Here is a 17,832-nt window from a genome sequence, read left to right on the forward strand (position 1 = left end):
ATTATGTTTGTTTTATCTAATTGTAGCACTTTTATTTTCAAGTGCAGCTAAAATTTTATCGTGTACCGCAGTTACGCGCTCATCTGTCAATGTATTTTCAGTGTCTAAATAACTCAATCTAATCGCAATCGATTTCTTACCTTCTTCTAAATGTCCACCTTCGTATACATCAAAGACTAACGTATCAGTTAAAATGTCTTCACCATTGTCGTGAATTGTAGCTATTAACTCAGACGCAGCAACATCGTGATTAACTTCTAATGCAATATCTCGAGTAACACCTGGGAATCTAGGAATAGCTTCGTAATTAATATATCCTACAGAAACTTTCATCATAGCTTCATAATTAAGTTCAAACACATACGTGCGTTTTAAACTATTTTCTGCAGCAAGTGTAGGATGCAATTCACCTATAAATCCAATATCTTTACCGTTAAGTGAGACGATGGCAGTTCTTCCTGGATGTAAACCATCTAATTGACCAGCACGATAATCAAACTGAAGATTAAGTTTTTCAGCGACACGGTCAACCATACCTTTAGCTATAAAGAAGTCAACTGTTTCTTTTTTACCTTGCCATGCGTTATCAACATAATTACCTGTTAAAATACCACTTAAATATTCAACTTCATCAGGTAATTCACCTTCGGCATTACCAAAGAATACACGTCCGATTTCATATAATTTTACATCTGTATTTTTACGCGCCACATTATAAGACACCGCTTCAATTAAATGTGGTAATAAGCTTTGGCGTAAAGTTGAATGTGCTTCACTCATAGGCATCAATAGTTCAATCGTAGTACGGTCTTGTAAAGCAAAGTCTGTCGCATGTTCTTTAGAAACTAACGAATAGGTAATAGCTTGATCTAAGCCTGCACCTTCAAGTGCCTCTTTAACAGTACGCGTTTTATATTGACGATCGGTTAAAGCACCACTTGTAACTTCATCAAATACAGGTAATGTTGATGGGATTTCATCATAACCATAGATTCGAGCCACTTCTTCAATTAAATCCTCTTTAATCGTGATATCTTTGCGTCTAGAAGGCACATGTACCACAAGTTGACTATCATGATTTTCAGTTTTAAACCCTAATTGCTCAAAAATATTGATAATGACATCAACACTTAATTTAAAACCAATTGTTTGGTTCACTTTGTCAGCAGTGATTTCAATTGGGGTTACAAATGACCCTAAATCACCTTTAGATACTCTATCTTTCAACACAGTTCCAGAAGCATAAGTTTGCAATAAATAGCATGCTCTATCTACTGCTTCATTAACAAACTCTGTTGCTATACCTTTTTCAAAACGACTTGAAGATTCACTTCGTAAGTTTAAACGTCTAGATGTGTGACGAATAGACACAGGATTGAAAATAGCACCCTCAACAACGACATTGCGTGTTTGTTCAGTCACTTCCGAGAAATCTCCACCCATCACGCCACCAAGAGCGATAGGTTCTTTTCCATTCGTAATTACAATATCACTATCTAAGAGTTTTCTTTCAACGTCATCTAGAGTTGTCATCGTTTCGTCGTGTTTTGCCTGTCTTACTTCAATAATTTCTGAACCAATTTGATCTTGATCAAACATGTGCAAAGGTTGACCATACTCTAATAACACATAGTTAGATATATCCACTACATTATTTATCGGACGAATACCCGCTTTCATTAAACGTGCTTGCATCCATACTGGTGATGGTGCGATTGTGACATCATGAACAATACGCGCACTATAATAAGATACGTTGTCCTTATTATTTATTACTACCGATAATTCATCTTTTGCAGAAATATCATTTTCATCACTGGATGTTTCTGGTTTGGTCATTGTAGTTTGATATAATGCAGCAACTTCATAACCTGTACCTATCATACTTAAAGCATCTGCACGATTAGGTGTTAAATCAAATTCCATTACTTGATCGTTTAAATATAATGCTTCTAATGCATCTGTACCAGGCGTTACGGCTTCAGGAAAAACATAGATTCCTGATTCATATGCTTTCGGTGTAACATTACTTGAAATACCAATTTCTTGTAATGAACAAATCATACCTTCGGAACGTTCCCCGCGTAATTTCGCACGTTTAATTTTAACACCACCTGGTAAACGTCCACCTACTTTGGCAACTATAACGTATTGCCCTTCGTCTACATTAGGCGCACCGCAAACGATTTTCACAGGTTCATCTTCGCCTAAATTGACTTGGCAAATATTTAACTTATCAGCATCGGGATGTGGTGATTTTGATATGACATGCCCTACCACTAAATTCTTAATATCTTTTGTATAGTCAATAATGTCATCGACTTCAATACCAGTTCGTGTTATTCTTTCAGCTAAATCTTGAACTGATTGGTTCACTTCTACATAATCTTTTAACCACTCATTTGAAATTAACATTATTGCTCACCTCTATCTTCTACAGCTTTAAATTGATCTAAAAATCTTACATCATTCGTATAGAAATGACGGATATCTTCAATACCATACTTTAACATCGCAATACGATCTGCACCTACACCAAATGCAAAACCAGAATATTCTTTAGAGTCTAATCCAGCCATTTCAAGTACGTTTGGATGAACCATACCTGCACCTAGAATTTCAATCCACCCTGTATGTTTACAGACATTACATCCCTGTCCTTTACACTTAAAGCATGACACGTCAACCTCAACAGATGGTTTAGTAAATGGGAAATAACTTGGACGTAAACGTATTTCTCGTTCTGCACCAAATAATCTTTTAGCAACTAATTCTAAAGTTCCTTTTAAACCACTCATTTTAATACTTTTATCAACAACAAGGCCCTCTATTTGCATAAATTGATGACTGTGTGTCGCATCATCTGAATCACGTCGGTACACTTTACCTGGACAAATAATCTTGACTGGTCCTTGACCATTACATTTCTCCATTGTACGCGCTTGAACAGGAGACGTATGCGTACGCATTAATGTTTCTTCTGTAATATAGAAACTATCCTGCATATCTCGGGCAGGATGAGATTTGGGTAAGTTTAAAGCTTCAAAATTATAATAGTCTTGTTCCACTTCATACCCATCGACAATCTCATAACCTAATCCTAAAAATAAGTCCTCTATTTCTTCAACTGTACGAGTTAAAGGATGTTTAGAACCCATTTCAATGTGACGACCTGGTAAAGTTACATCTATCATTTCTTCTGAAAGTTGCTGATTTAATTTTTCTGCTTTTAGTAGTTGTTGTCTTTCTTCTAATTCATTTTGAATTGTTTGTCTTAGTTCATTAACCTTCTGGCCATAAGCTGGCTTTTCTTCATTAGGTAAATCTTTCATATTTTTCATTAAAGCACTGACAGAGCCTTTTTTACCTAAATATTTTACTTTCACATCTTGCAACGCACGTTCATCATTAGCCTCATTGATATCAACAAGTACTTGTTGCTTTAACTCCGCCATCGTATCATTTTGACTCATGACCGAATTCCTCCTTTTATAATGTCACTTTTTATTATTTTAAAATTGAAAACCTTAAATCGTTAACAAAAAAAGCTTTCATCCCTTATAAGAACTGGGACGAAAGCTTCCGTGGTACCACCCAAATTTATGCATACGCATACACTTGATTATATTCATTGATAACGGAATAATTATTCCGACTTAAATTTCTTTAAGTAACCAAAAAGATGAAAAAATTATTTCAAGCTGGAATGACTTTCAGTCACGATCATTCTCCCTAAACAACTTTCTGAATAATTTATGTCTTTTTATCGGTCAATCATTTAATTGTTTCAGTGATGTTTAACATGATAATGAATTTCTTCACTTCCTATAAACTCAATCATTATTATAGCCGATATTTAAACGTAGGGTCAACCTTTCAACTGATACATTAATATACTTCCAGCTATTGCCACATTTAAACTTTCAGCTTTACCATGAATAGGTATAATGAGATTTTTTGTTGTTTGTTCTAATAATGCTTGGTTAACACCCTCGCCTTCATTGCCTAATAATAATGCAAATTGAGGTTGTGATTCTATTTCTTTAAAGTTCACTGCATTTTCTAGGACTGTTCCATAAACAGGTCCCTCAAATTCTTTAATAAACGTAGCTAAATCTTTAGTAATCACAGGAATGTGAAAAATGCTACCTTGACTCGATCTCATCACTTTATCTTGAAAAGGATCCGCAGTCCCCTTCTCCATCACAATTAAATCTAATCCTGTTGCATCCGCAGTACGAATTAAGGTACCCAAATTACCCGGATCTTGAATACGATCAATTAATAAAACTTGTTGCGCTTCTGAAATATCGTAACCAGGCTTTTGTATCACTGCAAAAAATCCTTGCGGTGTTACCGTACCTGACAATGCCTCTGCAACTTTTAAATTAATATGGTAAGTTTCATTCGCATAATCAATTAATGAAGATTCGGTTCTTTCAGGATCGACAATGAATAATTGTATGATTTCAATTTGACTTTGGTACACTTCTTCAATGAGATGAATACCTTCAATTAAAGCGAGACCTGTTTTATCTCGTTCACGCTTCTTTTTCAATTTATTCGCTTGCTTTATCTTGTTATTTTGAGCAGAAGTTATTTGTTCCATTTATTAGAATCTCCATCATTTAAAGTTTATATCCATATTGTAATTGAATCTTACTTGATTTCAAAGTCACTAGTTATACTAATATTAAAATTTGTAAATTCTAAGATGGAGTCGTTTTTAAACACTTATTTTTATCTGTCTTCCCTGGCAATTAATCTACTGGTTCTCATGTAACAAATATTAATATTTTTAATTAGTTGCTTAAAGTTAGAAAAATATGTTAATACATTGTCATCCATTACAGTTATTTAATGGTTTTATTTCACTCTAAATTTTATAAATCTCATAAACAACTGAGACAACTACTTTCAAAGGAGAGATTAAGTTATGAATCAACCAAACAAGTTTTCTAACACATCACCCATTAAGAAAAATCATTACTCAATCAGAAAGTTCACAGTTGGTACTGCTTCAATTATCATAGGATCATTCCTATTCTTCGGGCAAGCACACGCTGAAGAGTTTGATAGAGTGACGAAACTGGAGGACAACCAGCTGTAACAAGTAAACCAGCAGGGGCGAGCCAAGGACAAGATGCCCCCCAAGCTAGTACTGAAGGAAATCAAAATCCTACAGGTTCGCCAGTTGTTGGAACACCTGGCACTACTGGTCAAGATACGCCTCAAGCTGGAGGAACGCAAACTGCTCCAACTTCACCTGCTGCGGGCAATCCCGGTGCTACTGGGCAAGACGCACCTCATAAAAATACTGCCGGAGATCAAAATGCCGCGGTAACTCAACCAGGTAATGAAGCTGCTGGTCAAACAGGTACACCTGGCGCTCAAAATACTGATACTACGCCACAACCAGCAAAACCTGCAGGTACAACTGCTGAAACTACTCCAGCTCCTAATAATGCCGGAGAAAATAACGCTCAAACTCAACCAGGTGCTGCTTCTGGAACACAAGATAGACAAGGTGCACAAACTAAACCAACTGGTAATCAAGGTGCTACTGCAACACCTGGTGAAGCTGGAGATCAAAAACCAAGTAGTCAACAAGGTAATACTGAGAACAATAACAACCAAGCTGGTTCTACACCTAACCAAAGTGGTCAAAATGGTCCTGATGGTCAAAATGGTGGAGATACTGGCTCAGATACAGATTGCAATGAACATAAAGACTGTAAAGAACATAAAAATTGTGAATGTAAAGGCCAACAACCTGGCAAAAATGATATTACAAAACCTGAAACTTTTTGTGTAACTGACAAACAAAAAGAACAAAAATTAACTACTGATAATCAATGTACAAAAAAAGAAACTGATAACAAAGGTTCTAAAGAAGATAAAAATGCTACTGAATTACCAGAAACAGGATTAAGTGATGAAGCTGATTATACTACTACAGTATTTGGTTCTATTGCTTTAATATCTTCACTTCTATTACTAAGAAGACAACGAAAAGAATCTAAATAATCTTTAACATCATCAAAACGAATAAATCAATAACAAGATTTACTCATTTTTTATTTTTATCAATTTAATTTCTAATAATATTAAATATTATATAACTAAATAATGATTGTTCACTTGTATTAATTAAAATCAACATAGAAGATGTTAACAACATGAATCAACATCAAAAGACAAAGTATGTATTACATAGAAATTTCTTCCCAATTCGTAAGCTTAAATTTGGCGAAACATCTGTCACATAAGGTTCTGCCCTTCTACTCCTTACGCATCATTAGACATAAGCTGATGAAACAACTGACACAAATCATCAAGCAGAGACTGTAACGACTACTTCAAATAATCAAACTCATCCTCAATCCCCTCAAAATTCAGCTAATTCCAAAGACAATGCATCAACTCAAAATAATCAAAACACGGTTGTCACAATGACAATACGCCATCACAAAATAAATTTGAAACAGTTAATTTCCAAGTCCAAAAAGATAAAACAAATGATATTTCATTAATGGACAAATATGTAAAACATCCAGGAAAAGTATTTAAAACTAACAATCAATATTAATTCCAAATCGTATTAGATAAGTCGTCTGTTTGGAAGGCAATACAATTCTTCGATGAAAAAGAGACGGTACTCCCATCTAAAGTTGTCTCTGAGAACTCTAAAGAAGATACTAAGACTATACATATTGAAGTGACACCCGGTATGAATAACATCATAAGTAAGCACCATATTGAAACACCTAATTATCAATATGACGAGATTATATAACACATTTTTCCCTAGATACACCTATCCCTTATATCAATGATGAGAACGTATCTTCTGATAAACCTAATGACACTACCACTGAAAATGAGAGTACTGTAACGAATAATAAAACAGCAAATACAAATACTTCTCAAATAAAACCTGATTAAACTAATGCAAAATATAACTAAAAAAATAAAGAGAACAATCATCAAACCGATGAAAAAGAAGAGAAACAACAACCATATAACGTTGTGGAAGACGACGGTAATCATAAGGCTACAGAACCTGAGAAAGTGAATAATACTTCTGAAGATACATTTGTACAAAATAAAGAACAAACTGACAAACCAGATACTCAATCTAACGCTGACAAAGCCGATAAAGATGAGAAAGAGAAAAAAAGCAAAGTAAATCGTATTGAGGTTACTGTTCCAACTTTTGATAAAAAAAGAAAATGTAAATCAATTACTTAAAACTGGTTTAAATGTTGAAAATAATTCAACACCAATCGCTTTGGGTTTCCTTGCTTTCCTTTCTTTTTGTTCTTAATAAGAAAAGAGAAAAAATACTAATCTATCCCTAAGCCATAGACAAAAACATCTAATGATTGCTTGTCTTTTTTATCTTGCAAAGATACAAGATATCTAAACTTAGAGGTACTTAACAATTTCATTCAGAAAATAATGAAAGTCTTGTTTGCTATCAATTTCCTAATCACTTTACCATAGAACTATGATTACTATTTTAATAATTTCAACCTATCGTCTCTACCTTAAACCAAAAAAATCCAACAACCTCACATGAGATTGTTGGATTTCATACATCAGTTCTATTATTTAGAAACGACTTCTTCGCCGTTGTAAGAACCACAGTTTTTACATACGCGGTGAGATAATTTGTACTCGCCACAATTTGGGCATTCAGTCATACCAGGTACTGAAATTTTAAAATGTGTACGGCGTTTATTTTTTCTTGTTTTAGACGTTCTTCTTTTTGGTACTGCCATGATTAATCCTCCTTAGAATAGACACTTAATTCAAAATGTCAGTTCAATTAATAACTATTATACCATTAATCAAACTGCTATTGCTCTTTATCGTATAATTGTTGTAATTTCTGAAGCCTTGGATCAACTTTTTTATGTTCAGAATCTTGTTCTTGTTGAGCTTCAGCCAATTGATCTTCGTCAATGACTTCCCAACCATTACCTTCTGTTAACATTTGATCACTATGTTCAGAATAGGCACGCATAGGCTTTTCAATAATTACAAGCTCTTCAGCAATGTCCTTAATATTAATCATACCGTCTGTGACGCGATGATAATGCTCATCATCTTGATCGTCATCATCGTTATAATCATCATAGCCTTCTAAATCAAATACTTCTGAAGTCGTCACATCAAGTGGCACATTTACCGGTTCTAATGTACGTGCACAAGGCATGGTATACATACCGGTCACATGCATATCTGCGATAACTTCATTAGATTTAACAGTTAATTGGCCTTCAACATTTATTTCTGAGAGATCAATTAAATCTAATGATTCTTTTAAATGTTCAAAATTCACCTTTTGATTAAACTCAAATAGCTTACCTTGATACTTTCTTAACTGTGTTATTGACCATTTCATATGGCTTCACCTCTAACAAGCACAAATTTTATTTTAACTTTCTCAACAAAAGATGTCAAGATTTTTTCTTAACATACCTAGTTCTGTTACACTATTAATGATGAATATCGAAAGGAAGAAATGCAAATGAAAAGTGTTGGGCTTATAACTGAATACAATCCTTTCCACAATGGACATTTACATCATGCTAAAGCATCTCAACAACATTCCAATTCAACTGTAACAATTGCAATAATGAGTGGCAACTTTGTGATGCGTGGCGAACCTGCTATTTACCATAAATTCAAACGCACTGAGATGGCTTTATCGGCTGTAGATTTAGTTGTTGAGCTCCCTTTGATAGCTAGTCTATCATCCGGTGATACTTTTGCAGAAATAGCTGTAAAAGTGGCGCAATATCTTGATATCGATACCATTTCTTTTGGAAGTGAAAGTGCACAACTCAATGAATTACAGACACTTGCTGAACAAATTCTAGATATAGAAACTCTCCCTGATTTTAAAAATAAACTTAAAGAAGGTAAAAGCTATCCACGCATTTTAAGTGAGATCACAGAAAATCACACACTCTTGCAGTCTCCTAATAACATACTTGGTATCAGTTATTTAAAAGCAATTCAACAGTTTGCGCCTCATATATCTGCTTTAACGATTAAAAGAGAAGTTGCAAACCATCATAGCGATTCAATTGAACATCATCAATTTGCAAGTGGTACATCGATAAGACGTTCACTCACTAATGGCGATAAAGATTGGGCTGAAGTTGTCCCAAAATCTATTCAAACATTATACACGAAACCGCACATAACAATAGAAGATACGTTTCCTTTTATTAAGTATCAAATCATATCACAGTCTAATGAAATACTAAATTCTATTTATACGATGAATGAAGGCTTTGAAAATCGTCTTCAATCAACAATACAACAGAGTCATTCTTTCCAAGAATTGATGTTTAAACTCAAAACGAAACGTTATACATATGCTCATATTCAACGTATTTTAATGAATGTACTTCTTAATATCCAATCTAGAGATGTCACTAAAAATATTCAAGCAGTTAGAATATTAGGTATGAACGACAAAGGTCAAACATACTTGAAATACCTAAAAAATAAATACCCTAACAAGCAATACATCACAAATATTAACCAAAAAACTGTACACTATTTTCACAATGAAATCAAAGCGACACACATTTATAATCTTATGAGTAAACAAACGTTAACAGATGTTAATACTCCAGTGATTCGTATATAAAGAGCGTAGGACAGAAGTCGCATTGAGTTCGTTGTCTTACGCTGACAACGAATCACAACTTGTATTGTTTGTAGAATTTCTAAGTGAAATTCTCTAAGTTGTGGCCCCAAGCTAGAATTGAAAAACTTAATTTAAGCGCTTTTTCAATTCAGTCATCGACTGCCAATACGCAAATTATACCTGAAATAATGTTCCATACACTCTATAATTATAAAAATAGCTATAAAAAAATCTAATGAGGTCATAGATTTCTTTATAGCTAATCTTACATATGTTTCATTACACATTAAATTTTTCTTTTAATGCCTTTTCAACATTTGGTGGTACAAAGGCTGAAATATCTGCTTTATAAGCAGCAACCTCCTTGACAATACTTGAACTAATAAACGAATAATTTGCACTTGTCATCATGTACATTGTTTCAACATTACTATTCAACTTTTTGTTCATAGACGTCAATCGCAATTCATATTCAAAATCACTGACTGCACGTAAACCTCTGATAATAGTCTTAGCTCCTACTTGATTACAAAAATCAACAAGCAAACCATTAAAATGATGCACCTTAACATTAGATAAATGTTCAACTGATCCTCTAATTAAATTCATTCGTTCTTCTGAATCAAAAGTTCCACCTTTACTACTATTCTTCAGTACACAAACATGAATTTCATCAAAGCGATCTGCACTTCTTTCAATGATATCTAAATGACCATATGTAATAGGATCAAAACTTCCGGGAATAACTGCTCTAGTCTTACTCATATTATTCTCCTTTTTTAAGTAACAAAGTATCTGTCAAACCGTAATGATAACGTTTAATCATTTGAAATGGCTCAACTTGAATATTCTCATGATTACTAAACTCACAAACGATAATACCATTTTCTTTTAATAAATTAAACTCCGAAATTCTCTCAATCGCCTCATCTATGAGTCCTTTTTTGTAAGGTGGATCTAAGAGGATGATATCAAATTGTATCTCACGTTTAGCAAGTGCTTTAAGCGCTCTATCAGCATTGTTCTTATAAACTTCAGCTTGTGACATCAAATCTAATTGGTTTAAATTTGACTTTATCACTTTGACTGCTTTAAAGTTTTGATCCACGAAAATGACTTTCTCCATACCACGTGAGAGTGCCTCAATGCCAAGTGCACCGCTTCCAGCAAATAAATCTAGTCCTATCCCTGAAACATCATGTAAACTATTAAAAATGCCCTCTTTCACTTTATCCATCGTAGGACGAGTATAACGTCCTTCCAAACTTGCTAAAGCTTTACTCTTATGTTTTCCAGCGATTACACGCATTGACTTACACTTCCATTTCATTAACTTATTTAATATAATTTGATGATAAAGGAGATTGATAAAATTATGAAACAATCATTTATCAAAATCGGTGAAGGTTTAACCGATTTATTCGAATTTACCACACTTATTGAATACAATCACAAACGAATCAATCGAATTGTCTACTTTCACTCCCCACAATCTGATAAACAACTATCATCAGTAGCCATCATTATGAACCCAACGTCTGAGAATCACTTTCAAGCAATATATATTATGATCAATGTATTGAAGTATCCTTATCCTGATGGCAACAAAAAATTCGACATTATTAATTCTAAAGCAGAGAAATATGATGTTCCAGTCGTAGGAATCGATGTTCAACCACCAGAAACATACCATGACTTAAAATTATATTTCAACTATCTTATTAGCGTCTTGCGTCTTCAAAGATGGATACCTCCATTACAATAAACTTTAATTCTTATAGTATTTCATGTTTTTCTTTCTCATATGTTTTTTTCAAATATTTGTAAGGAGAACATTGAATATCATGAACATACTTAAGTTGCATGAGCTTATGTACAATATCATCAGCATGTACTTCATTAACATACATGACTACAAATTTTCTTTGTCTATTTGAATGAACAATATGTCCATACTTTCTAATTTGACGTTCGTGTTTCATATGTTTCAAAAAAATAATTAAACTTATTCTTGGAATTATATTCATATCTTGCTCACTCCATTATTTATACAATTGTTATCATATCACGTCTAAGTGAGTATTGAAATGACTATGACTGTTTGTCAGTTTGGCATTTTAATCTGTCATATAACTTATGTTATATTTTCTGAAAATGAATGAAGAAATACAAGTCATGAATATCTCCATGATATTATCATTGTATTAATCAGTAATTATTTGATACGCTTACCCTAATCAACACGAGGAGGATTCTAACATGTCTCATACTAAAAAATGATTTATTAATGGTACATTAGCAACAGCTGGTATCTTAAGTAGTATATTTTATCTTTTTAAAAATAAGTCTTCTAAAACTTTAAAATCTATCCCACCTTTCTTCTCTGGACAAGCACCCTACTTATTTGCGCACAGAGGTGGGATGGCAATGAGACCTGAACAAACCCAATTGGCATTTGATAATGCTGTTGAATACGGTTTAGATGGCTTTGAAACAGATGTACTCCTAACTAAAGATGGTAAACTGATAGTATTTCATGATGCCCATGTCGACCGGACTACAAATGGTTCAGGAGAGGTAAGTGAACACACTTTAGATAAGTTAAAACGTCTAGATGCGGGTTATCATTTTACAGATATTAATGATCAAACACCTTATATGTATATTAACGTAGATTTAAAAGATGCACCAGATACATATGAAGGTCGTATCGCGCCGCAAGTCATATGCGACAATATTGTAAAGCATCACGCCCAACATCGTGTACTCGTTACCAGTTTCCATAAAGAGCAAATTGACCGCTTCATGAAATTTAGTAAAGGTGAAATAGCTATGGTGCTAGTCAAGCAGAAGTTACTGAAGGATTTATTAAATTTAACGGCATGTTAGGTCATACATTCAAATCACAAGCAGATACATTCCAAATGCCTGTTGAGTTTAAAGGGATATCATTGACTTCTAAACGTTTCATTCAATGGCTAAACTTAAATAATATCGTACCTGGATATTATGGTGTGAATAGCATAGATTTAATGGCTGACCTATATCATAAAGGTGTTCATACCTTAGTGACAGATCGCCCAGATTTAGCAAAGCAATTTAAAGAAACGTTAAAAAAAGTAAAATATAAACCTCGCAGTTAATCACCAATCTAAAAAGCAACATTTTCTATTTTATCGGAAAGTGTTGCTTTAAGTTTGTAAAAACTACGTCATAAAATAAATAGTCTTGCTTTATATAAATCAAAACCAGAAAAATAACGGTGAATTAGCTTCATATTTGGATTTATCTAGATTTTCTTTCTTGATAATTTCATCAATACATATGAAATTACCCTCCTCCTCATTTTTTATTAACTTCCCAAAAGTCTTAGGATCATAAATTAAATTATCTATAAATTGAAGATTATCTGCCGTCGATATTTGAGCTTTGAAATGATATTTTTTGTTTTATTAACATAACCACTTACAAAGTAAACTCCCATCGGATTTTTTAAATAAGGTTACCTGCATAGAGTTATAATTTTTCAGATTATATTTAAAATATAAATAAATTCTTTTTTCTTGTGTTTCTATATAGTGATTTTTTTATTAATGTGTGAAATATATGAAAGTATTACAACTAATGATATAATAATGATTGTAATATAAATTTTTAGTTTACTTTTATTCATTATTTATATCTCTAATAATATTTTAACTAAGTAGAATTCCATTTGAAATTAAATGATTATATATCTAAAAATATTTCCGAAGCTTCTTATGAATCATTTCCAATTGGTCATAAAGTGTACTATAAAGAAAAAATTTAAAAGTAATTGAAAAACGTGATGACACTCAAAATGGTTTACGTGTCTATGCATTTGCACCTATGAAAAAATGGTAAAACTGATACTAATCATATTATTATGGGGTATGCTAATATCGATTCAACAAGTATTCATGGTATTATCACAGATGCTCAACTTTCATTTCATCATAACACAACAAATCCTAAAATTAATAATTATTATAAAAATTTAAATTATACTACAATCAATAAAAATTAAAATGCCGTTACTGATGATAATGATATTGTTAATAGTACGCATAATATGTCTATAGAAGCTTTTAAAAATAGTTTTAGTTTGCAGAATACTCTAATTTATTAAAACGTAAGTTTCCTATTACAAATGCTTATAAAAGAATCAAATGTTTCTACAAAAATGGTACTTACTCAAATGGCAGAAAGTGTTGCTTTTACTAAAGCGGTAAAAGAGAAATAATCCTAATAGTCATATTTACGGTGCAACTCACAGTTTAGGCTCAGTACATGCTCAAATCAATACAGTGCTTGGTAATATTGAGGGGCCACTACATTTGATACTCCAAATATATAATGAAACGTTTTCTAAAAGTTTTCAAAATAAAATTGATTCTCGTCAATTTGAACAAACCGTCAGAAATATAGGACATCCAGATGATATGATTAATAATTTGACATTTGGAAAGGACCGAATTGGCTCAAATATTATCGCCTTTCTTCATATTAATAAAGGGTTCTATATACCAAGTGTAGATCAACATTCTATTGCTAATTATGATGCTTTTGATAAAGATGGTAACATTCATGAAATGTCAAAATCTGAGTTAGCCCAATACAGAGAAGCACAAAAATTAGGTTTATCGTATAAAATGTTTAACATCCCCATGAGTCAAAACGATTTTATCCAAATTATGAATAAGAGAGTTAAAGATGACGAAGGTTCTACTACTGAAATCGATTAATCAATCTTTCTATATAAAGATGCATCTCCTATTAGTATTTGTCAGTTATCTCATTCTTTCTATAACTTAAATAATCAAAAAACATTTTCGATCGGTTCTTCATTTGTTTACCTTCGAAAGTATTTTTTATTGTTAAATTAAGTTTTTACTTCATCTCAACCCAACTATTACAATGAACAGTTGCATGACCCACCTGATGCGCAACCATGATGTCCTGTTTGAAAGAACGGGTTTCCTACTTCAATTTTAACGTTGTCGGAAACCACATACGCAATTTTGCTGATTACTTCATCTATCAAATTCTGTAATGACACTTCTTTAGCTTTATAATTCATAACAACTGGAAGCATTTCATAAGCGCGTTTACGTTGTCTGGTTTCCATCATAATCGTTTTATAATCAGGATGATATTTACCAAACCTCATAACATCATCATATTTATCTTTGGATTTAAGAAACGCTTGATAAAGCAGGTGTGCTTCGTCATGATTCTCTAAAGCATCTTTAGCTTGTTGATAGGCTTGATATACTTCTGATTGTACAATCATATCTGCAATATCCTCAATACCATCGAGAATTGATAATGTTTCTTCAGTAATCATCGTATCCTCCTGTTCATTTTACTTTTCAACAAAAATTAATGAATAATAATCTCGCATCACTTCTCCGCCCATTTCATCATATTTATTATTTAATAAACGAGAACGATGGATGTCAGAGTTAATCCAGCTATGAATGAGTGTTGGCACATCATCAAAATCGTACCCTACATTTTGACTAGCTGACTTATAAGTAACATGATTATCATCTAATTGTTGAGTAAGCGCATTTTCCGTAAACTCAACACTATCTGAACCTTTATCAGTTGCCTCATATAAGTTAATTGAAGCAATATGCGCTATATCACTATTAATCTTTAAGGGCTTTAACCCTTTCATTTCTCTCATCTTATTTGTCACTTCATATAAAGTGATTAATTGATTAGGATTTTGTTCATAAGGAATTGAATCATCTGTTTTTTCTTCAATTTGACTTTGATTCTCTTCACTATTCAACTTATAAGGTTGGAGCGTAGCTAATGTATTGGCATCCAAAAAGCGCACCGCTAATATGTTGTTCGATTGTTGATCAGAATAAACTTGTGCATAAACACTCCCATATTTAATTAGTGTTTGTGTTTTTAAATCTTCATCTGACATTTCAAATTTATAAGCTTTACCATTTGCTTTAATCGTAGGTTCAGGGTTAATGCTTGTATTTTCAAAAAGATGTGCCGCACTTTCACCTATTTTAAGAGGATCAACTTTGACGTCTTTACCCGTCGCATAAACCGACGTAATGACATTATTCTTAGTACTTACAATATAGTATTGATTGCTTTTCTTAAATATATAGTTCTTATAGCCATGTTTGTACGGGTATGTGCGGTCTGCTTGACCGAAGTGATGTGTCATAGTTTTAATATTTTTGCCAATCCAAGTTCCTACACCCTTTTTAGGTTTAGGATTCTCTACATCTTTATCTGTTTGTTTGAATTGCTCTGTTCGATTCGTTTTACTACCTTTATTTGGATTCTCTAATACATCAAATTTAAGACGTGGTGAGTAAAATAAATAAATTAGAAAAGTTACTAAAAATATAACGCCTATCACTTTTATAACTAACTTTTTCATCTCTCACCCACCTTTAAAGAATTACATATATTGTACAAAAATTAGATATCACTTATCAAGATAAGTGATACACTTACGCTAATTCTTAATAACTATATCTTTTTGATTCATTAATATACTCTTCCTAAAGTGCGAACTACTTCATACATCAATAGGTTAGATAATCAACGATGCAGTGCGAAATTAGAGTGTCACTTTTAAAGTAAAAAAATACTGATAAAACCTCAATCGAAGCTTTATCAGTAAAACGAAAAATTTATAAACCTAAAGTTGCTTTGAGCAATGAAGTTGTTTCTCCACCTGGATAAAGTACATATAATAAAATGTATACAGCTACACCAGTGATTGCTGTGAAGAACCAAACGATTGAAGCCACAGGTCCAACCTTTCTATGAATATTAAACTTATCTTTAAATGCTAAGATAATTTGAATTGATCCTAATACGCCACCGACTGTAGCAAGAACAATATGGAACACTAGGAAGATTGTGTAATACACTTTGATAGAATCTGGTCCGCCAAAAGCTGTATTCCCAATAAAAATTGTTCTACAAGCATAAATAATAAAGAATGTTAATGCGAAAATAGCTGCCCATAGCATAATATTTTTATGTTTGTGAATTTGGCGTTTCCAAATCAAAATCCAACCAATAGCGACTAAAATCGCACTGATAACAATACACGATGTACTTATCGTGGGTAAAATGGGTACGTTCATAAATTTCATCCTTACTTAAGTTAATTTATATCATTTTGATTAATGAAACAACAACAACGAGTACGAAGAATACGACTAAGTAGTTCAATGAATAAATGAACATTTGTGTTGCCCATTTAGTTTGATTAGACCCCTTTTTAAACGTTGTGAGGCCAAGAGCTAACCATCCTAAGTTAAGAAGTGTAGCTAATACAATAAAAGTTACACCTAAATTTGATAATAAGAAAGGTAATGGTAATAACAGTACTAACCAAATAAACATGCTCACTCTTGTACGTTTAAAACCTTTAACAGAAGGTAACATTGGAATATTAGCGAGAGAATATTCATCACTTCGTTTAATCGCTAAAGCATAAAAATGAATTGGTTGCCAACAAAAGACAACTAAAAACAACGCCATAACTACTAAACTGATACTTCCGTCAATGGCTACCCATCCGATTAAAGGTGGTACTGCACCAGGAAAGCTCCCAACAACTGTATTCCAAGTGGTATGACGTTTTGACCAAATAGAATAATAAGAAACATATCCTATAATACCAATTAATCCTAGAACGCCTGAAGGTACGTTTAATAAGAATAAGCAAGCTTCACCTATTAACATCATCCCAAAACTTAATATTAATAAGTTCGTGTCTGATATTCTATCGTTGACTGTCGGTCTACCTTGTTTACTTGGCATGATACGATCAATATCTTGATCATAATAGTTATTTAACGCACATGCACCGCCCATAATTAAAGTAGATCCTACAAGCATCAATAGTATTTGTGGAATGGAAGATAGGAAGGAATGGTTTGTCATTACAATTGCAAGCCAAGCGCCTACAAATGCAGGTATTAAGTTACCTTGAACGAGACCCATCTTGATGATTTGTTGCAATTCTTTGAAGGTTACACGGCCCGTATCGTGTGACAAAGTTTGTTCTCTGCTCATAATTCCCCTCCTTGAATTTTTCATACAGTATTAATGATATAGTAATTTTTACTAAAAGACTAGGTTTA

The 17,832-nt window shown here is 32.8% G+C and carries 18 protein-coding genes and 4 pseudogenes; 9 read left to right on the forward strand and 13 right to left on the reverse strand.

The window, feature by feature from the left end; translation table 11 throughout:
• Positions 1–12: 12 nt before the first annotated feature.
• From pheT to DYE57_RS08005, 3 genes are all read right to left on the reverse strand, one after another.
• Positions 13–2,415 (reverse strand): phenylalanine--tRNA ligase subunit beta, encoded by a 2,403-nt coding sequence (gene pheT / locus DYE57_RS07995; protein ID WP_115313576.1) that lies wholly within the window; start codon positions 2,413–2,415, stop codon positions 13–15.
• Positions 2,415–3,473 (reverse strand): phenylalanine--tRNA ligase subunit alpha, encoded by a 1,059-nt coding sequence (gene pheS, locus DYE57_RS08000; RefSeq protein WP_115313577.1) that lies wholly within the window; start codon positions 3,471–3,473, stop codon positions 2,415–2,417. The genes pheT and pheS overlap by 1 nt, the downstream gene beginning before the upstream one ends.
• Before the next feature lie 395 nt (positions 3,474–3,868).
• Positions 3,869–4,609, reverse strand: a complete 741-nt coding sequence (locus tag DYE57_RS08005; protein ID WP_115313578.1) for a TrmH family RNA methyltransferase — start codon at positions 4,607–4,609, stop codon at positions 3,869–3,871.
• A gap of 384 nt (positions 4,610–4,993) precedes the next feature.
• Between DYE57_RS08005 and DYE57_RS12860 the strand changes: the two are divergent.
• The 4 genes and pseudogenes from DYE57_RS12860 to DYE57_RS08015 form a co-directional block, all read left to right on the forward strand.
• Positions 4,994–5,634: pseudogene (locus tag DYE57_RS12860) on the forward strand (YSIRK-type signal peptide-containing protein); the annotation flags it as partial.
• Between the two features lie 264 nt (positions 5,635–5,898).
• Positions 5,899–6,027, forward strand: a pseudogene (locus tag DYE57_RS12865) (LPXTG cell wall anchor domain-containing protein); the annotation flags it as partial.
• 568 nt (positions 6,028–6,595) lie between these two features.
• The gene (locus tag DYE57_RS12870; RefSeq protein WP_420802099.1) at positions 6,596–6,796 is read left to right on the forward strand and encodes an NEAT domain-containing protein; all 201 of its coding nucleotides are present in this window, start codon (positions 6,596–6,598) and stop codon (positions 6,794–6,796) included.
• A gap of 233 nt (positions 6,797–7,029) precedes the next feature.
• Positions 7,030–7,251, forward strand: a complete 222-nt coding sequence (locus tag DYE57_RS08015; protein WP_115313579.1) for a hypothetical protein — start codon at positions 7,030–7,032, stop codon at positions 7,249–7,251.
• Positions 7,252–7,610: 359 nt separating this feature from the next.
• Here DYE57_RS08015 and rpmF read toward each other — a convergent pair whose 3' ends face one another.
• Together rpmF and DYE57_RS08030 are read right to left on the reverse strand one after the other, a co-directional pair.
• Positions 7,611–7,784 carry a 50S ribosomal protein L32 gene (rpmF, locus tag DYE57_RS08020; protein ID WP_001830121.1) on the reverse strand — a complete coding sequence of 58 codons (174 nt, stop codon included), beginning with the start codon at positions 7,782–7,784 and terminating at the stop codon, positions 7,611–7,613.
• A gap of 77 nt (positions 7,785–7,861) precedes the next feature.
• Complete coding sequence (locus DYE57_RS08030; RefSeq protein WP_115313580.1) at positions 7,862–8,410, reverse strand: YceD family protein; 549 nt, start codon at positions 8,408–8,410, stop codon at positions 7,862–7,864.
• A 126-nt stretch (positions 8,411–8,536) separates the two neighbouring features.
• Here DYE57_RS08030 and DYE57_RS08035 point away from each other — a divergent pair, with 126 nt between their 5' ends.
• Positions 8,537–9,670 (forward strand): nucleotidyltransferase, encoded by a 1,134-nt coding sequence (locus DYE57_RS08035; RefSeq protein WP_115313581.1) that lies wholly within the window; start codon positions 8,537–8,539, stop codon positions 9,668–9,670.
• Positions 9,671–9,949: 279 nt separating this feature from the next.
• On the opposite strand, the gene coaD is transcribed toward DYE57_RS08035, so the two are convergent.
• Both coaD and rsmD read right to left on the reverse strand, forming a co-directional pair.
• Positions 9,950–10,435 carry a pantetheine-phosphate adenylyltransferase gene (coaD, locus tag DYE57_RS08040; protein WP_115313582.1) on the reverse strand — a complete coding sequence of 162 codons (486 nt, stop codon included), beginning with the start codon at positions 10,433–10,435 and terminating at the stop codon, positions 9,950–9,952.
• Position 10,436: 1 nt separating this feature from the next.
• Positions 10,437–10,979, reverse strand: a complete 543-nt coding sequence (gene rsmD, locus DYE57_RS08045) for a 16S rRNA (guanine(966)-N(2))-methyltransferase RsmD (protein WP_115313583.1) — start codon at positions 10,977–10,979, stop codon at positions 10,437–10,439.
• A 66-nt stretch (positions 10,980–11,045) separates the two neighbouring features.
• On the opposite strand from rsmD, the gene DYE57_RS08050 reads away from it, so the two are divergent.
• On the forward strand, positions 11,046–11,435 hold the full coding sequence (locus DYE57_RS08050) for a DUF7147 family protein (protein ID WP_115313584.1): 390 nt from the start codon (positions 11,046–11,048) through the stop codon (positions 11,433–11,435).
• 10 nt (positions 11,436–11,445) lie between these two features.
• On the opposite strand, the gene DYE57_RS08055 is transcribed toward DYE57_RS08050, so the two are convergent.
• Entirely contained in the window at positions 11,446–11,697 is a 252-nt protein-coding gene (locus tag DYE57_RS08055) for a DUF2129 domain-containing protein (RefSeq protein ID WP_115313585.1), read from the reverse strand.
• A gap of 256 nt (positions 11,698–11,953) precedes the next feature.
• Here DYE57_RS08055 and DYE57_RS08060 point away from each other — a divergent pair.
• Positions 11,954–12,813 (forward strand): annotated as a pseudogene (locus DYE57_RS08060) (glycerophosphodiester phosphodiesterase family protein).
• A 99-nt stretch (positions 12,814–12,912) separates the two neighbouring features.
• On the opposite strand, the pseudogene DYE57_RS12395 reads toward DYE57_RS08060, so the two are convergent.
• Positions 12,913–13,343 (reverse strand): annotated as a pseudogene (locus tag DYE57_RS12395) (DUF1433 domain-containing protein).
• A gap of 234 nt (positions 13,344–13,577) precedes the next feature.
• Here DYE57_RS12395 and DYE57_RS12400 point away from each other — a divergent pair.
• Complete coding sequence (locus tag DYE57_RS12400) at positions 13,578–13,718, forward strand: hypothetical protein (RefSeq protein WP_232619663.1); 141 nt, start codon at positions 13,578–13,580, stop codon at positions 13,716–13,718.
• A gap of 310 nt (positions 13,719–14,028) precedes the next feature.
• Positions 14,029–14,436: a hypothetical protein gene (locus tag DYE57_RS08070; RefSeq protein WP_115313586.1), complete on the forward strand. Its 408-nt coding sequence runs from the start codon at positions 14,029–14,031 to the stop codon at positions 14,434–14,436.
• Between the two features lie 167 nt (positions 14,437–14,603).
• Here the strand turns inward: DYE57_RS08070 and DYE57_RS08075 are convergent, their stop codons facing one another.
• From DYE57_RS08075 to cyoE, 4 genes are all read right to left on the reverse strand, one after another.
• On the reverse strand, positions 14,604–15,038 hold the full coding sequence (locus tag DYE57_RS08075; RefSeq protein ID WP_115313587.1) for a YlbF/YmcA family competence regulator: 435 nt from the start codon (positions 15,036–15,038) through the stop codon (positions 14,604–14,606).
• Between the two features lie 18 nt (positions 15,039–15,056).
• Positions 15,057–16,109: a CAP-associated domain-containing protein gene (locus DYE57_RS08080; RefSeq protein WP_115313588.1), complete on the reverse strand. Its 1,053-nt coding sequence runs from the start codon at positions 16,107–16,109 to the stop codon at positions 15,057–15,059.
• A gap of 256 nt (positions 16,110–16,365) precedes the next feature.
• Entirely contained in the window at positions 16,366–16,827 is a 462-nt protein-coding gene (locus tag DYE57_RS08085; protein ID WP_115313589.1) for a DUF420 domain-containing protein, read from the reverse strand.
• 25 nt (positions 16,828–16,852) lie between these two features.
• Entirely contained in the window at positions 16,853–17,764 is a 912-nt protein-coding gene (cyoE, locus tag DYE57_RS08090; protein WP_115313590.1) for a heme o synthase, read from the reverse strand.
• Positions 17,765–17,832: the final 68 nt, after the last annotated feature.

Source organism: Staphylococcus saccharolyticus (genome assembly GCF_900458815.1).
Classification (GTDB): domain Bacteria; phylum Bacillota; class Bacilli; order Staphylococcales; family Staphylococcaceae; genus Staphylococcus; species Staphylococcus saccharolyticus.

Bases quoted from the DNA above. Each gene is read 5' to 3' on its own strand.
- coaD (WP_115313582.1), bottom strand. From the start codon at position 10,435: ATGAGTAAGACTAGAGCAGTTATTCCCGGAAGTTTTGATCCTATTACA.
- DYE57_RS08050 (WP_115313584.1), top strand. From the start codon at position 11,046: ATGAAACAATCATTTATCAAAATCGGTGAAGGTTTAACCGATTTATTC.
- DYE57_RS08075 (WP_115313587.1), bottom strand. From the start codon at position 15,038: ATGATTACTGAAGAAACATTATCAATTCTCGATGGTATTGAGGATATT.
- DYE57_RS08080 (WP_115313588.1), bottom strand. From the start codon at position 16,109: ATGAAAAAGTTAGTTATAAAAGTGATAGGCGTTATATTTTTAGTAACT.
- pheS (WP_115313577.1), bottom strand. From the start codon at position 3,473: ATGAGTCAAAATGATACGATGGCGGAGTTAAAGCAACAAGTACTTGTT.
- DYE57_RS12400 (WP_232619663.1), top strand. From the start codon at position 13,578: ATGGGGTATGCTAATATCGATTCAACAAGTATTCATGGTATTATCACA.
- cyoE (WP_115313590.1), bottom strand. From the start codon at position 17,764: ATGAGCAGAGAACAAACTTTGTCACACGATACGGGCCGTGTAACCTTC.
- rsmD (WP_115313583.1), bottom strand. From the start codon at position 10,979: ATGCGTGTAATCGCTGGAAAACATAAGAGTAAAGCTTTAGCAAGTTTG.
- DYE57_RS08035 (WP_115313581.1), top strand. From the start codon at position 8,537: ATGAAAAGTGTTGGGCTTATAACTGAATACAATCCTTTCCACAATGGA.
- DYE57_RS08055 (WP_115313585.1), bottom strand. From the start codon at position 11,697: ATGAATATAATTCCAAGAATAAGTTTAATTATTTTTTTGAAACATATG.
- pheT (WP_115313576.1), bottom strand. From the start codon at position 2,415: ATGTTAATTTCAAATGAGTGGTTAAAAGATTATGTAGAAGTGAACCAA.
- DYE57_RS08030 (WP_115313580.1), bottom strand. From the start codon at position 8,410: ATGAAATGGTCAATAACACAGTTAAGAAAGTATCAAGGTAAGCTATTT.
- rpmF (WP_001830121.1), bottom strand. From the start codon at position 7,784: ATGGCAGTACCAAAAAGAAGAACGTCTAAAACAAGAAAAAATAAACGC.
- DYE57_RS08005 (WP_115313578.1), bottom strand. From the start codon at position 4,609: ATGGAACAAATAACTTCTGCTCAAAATAACAAGATAAAGCAAGCGAAT.
- DYE57_RS08085 (WP_115313589.1), bottom strand. From the start codon at position 16,827: ATGAACGTACCCATTTTACCCACGATAAGTACATCGTGTATTGTTATC.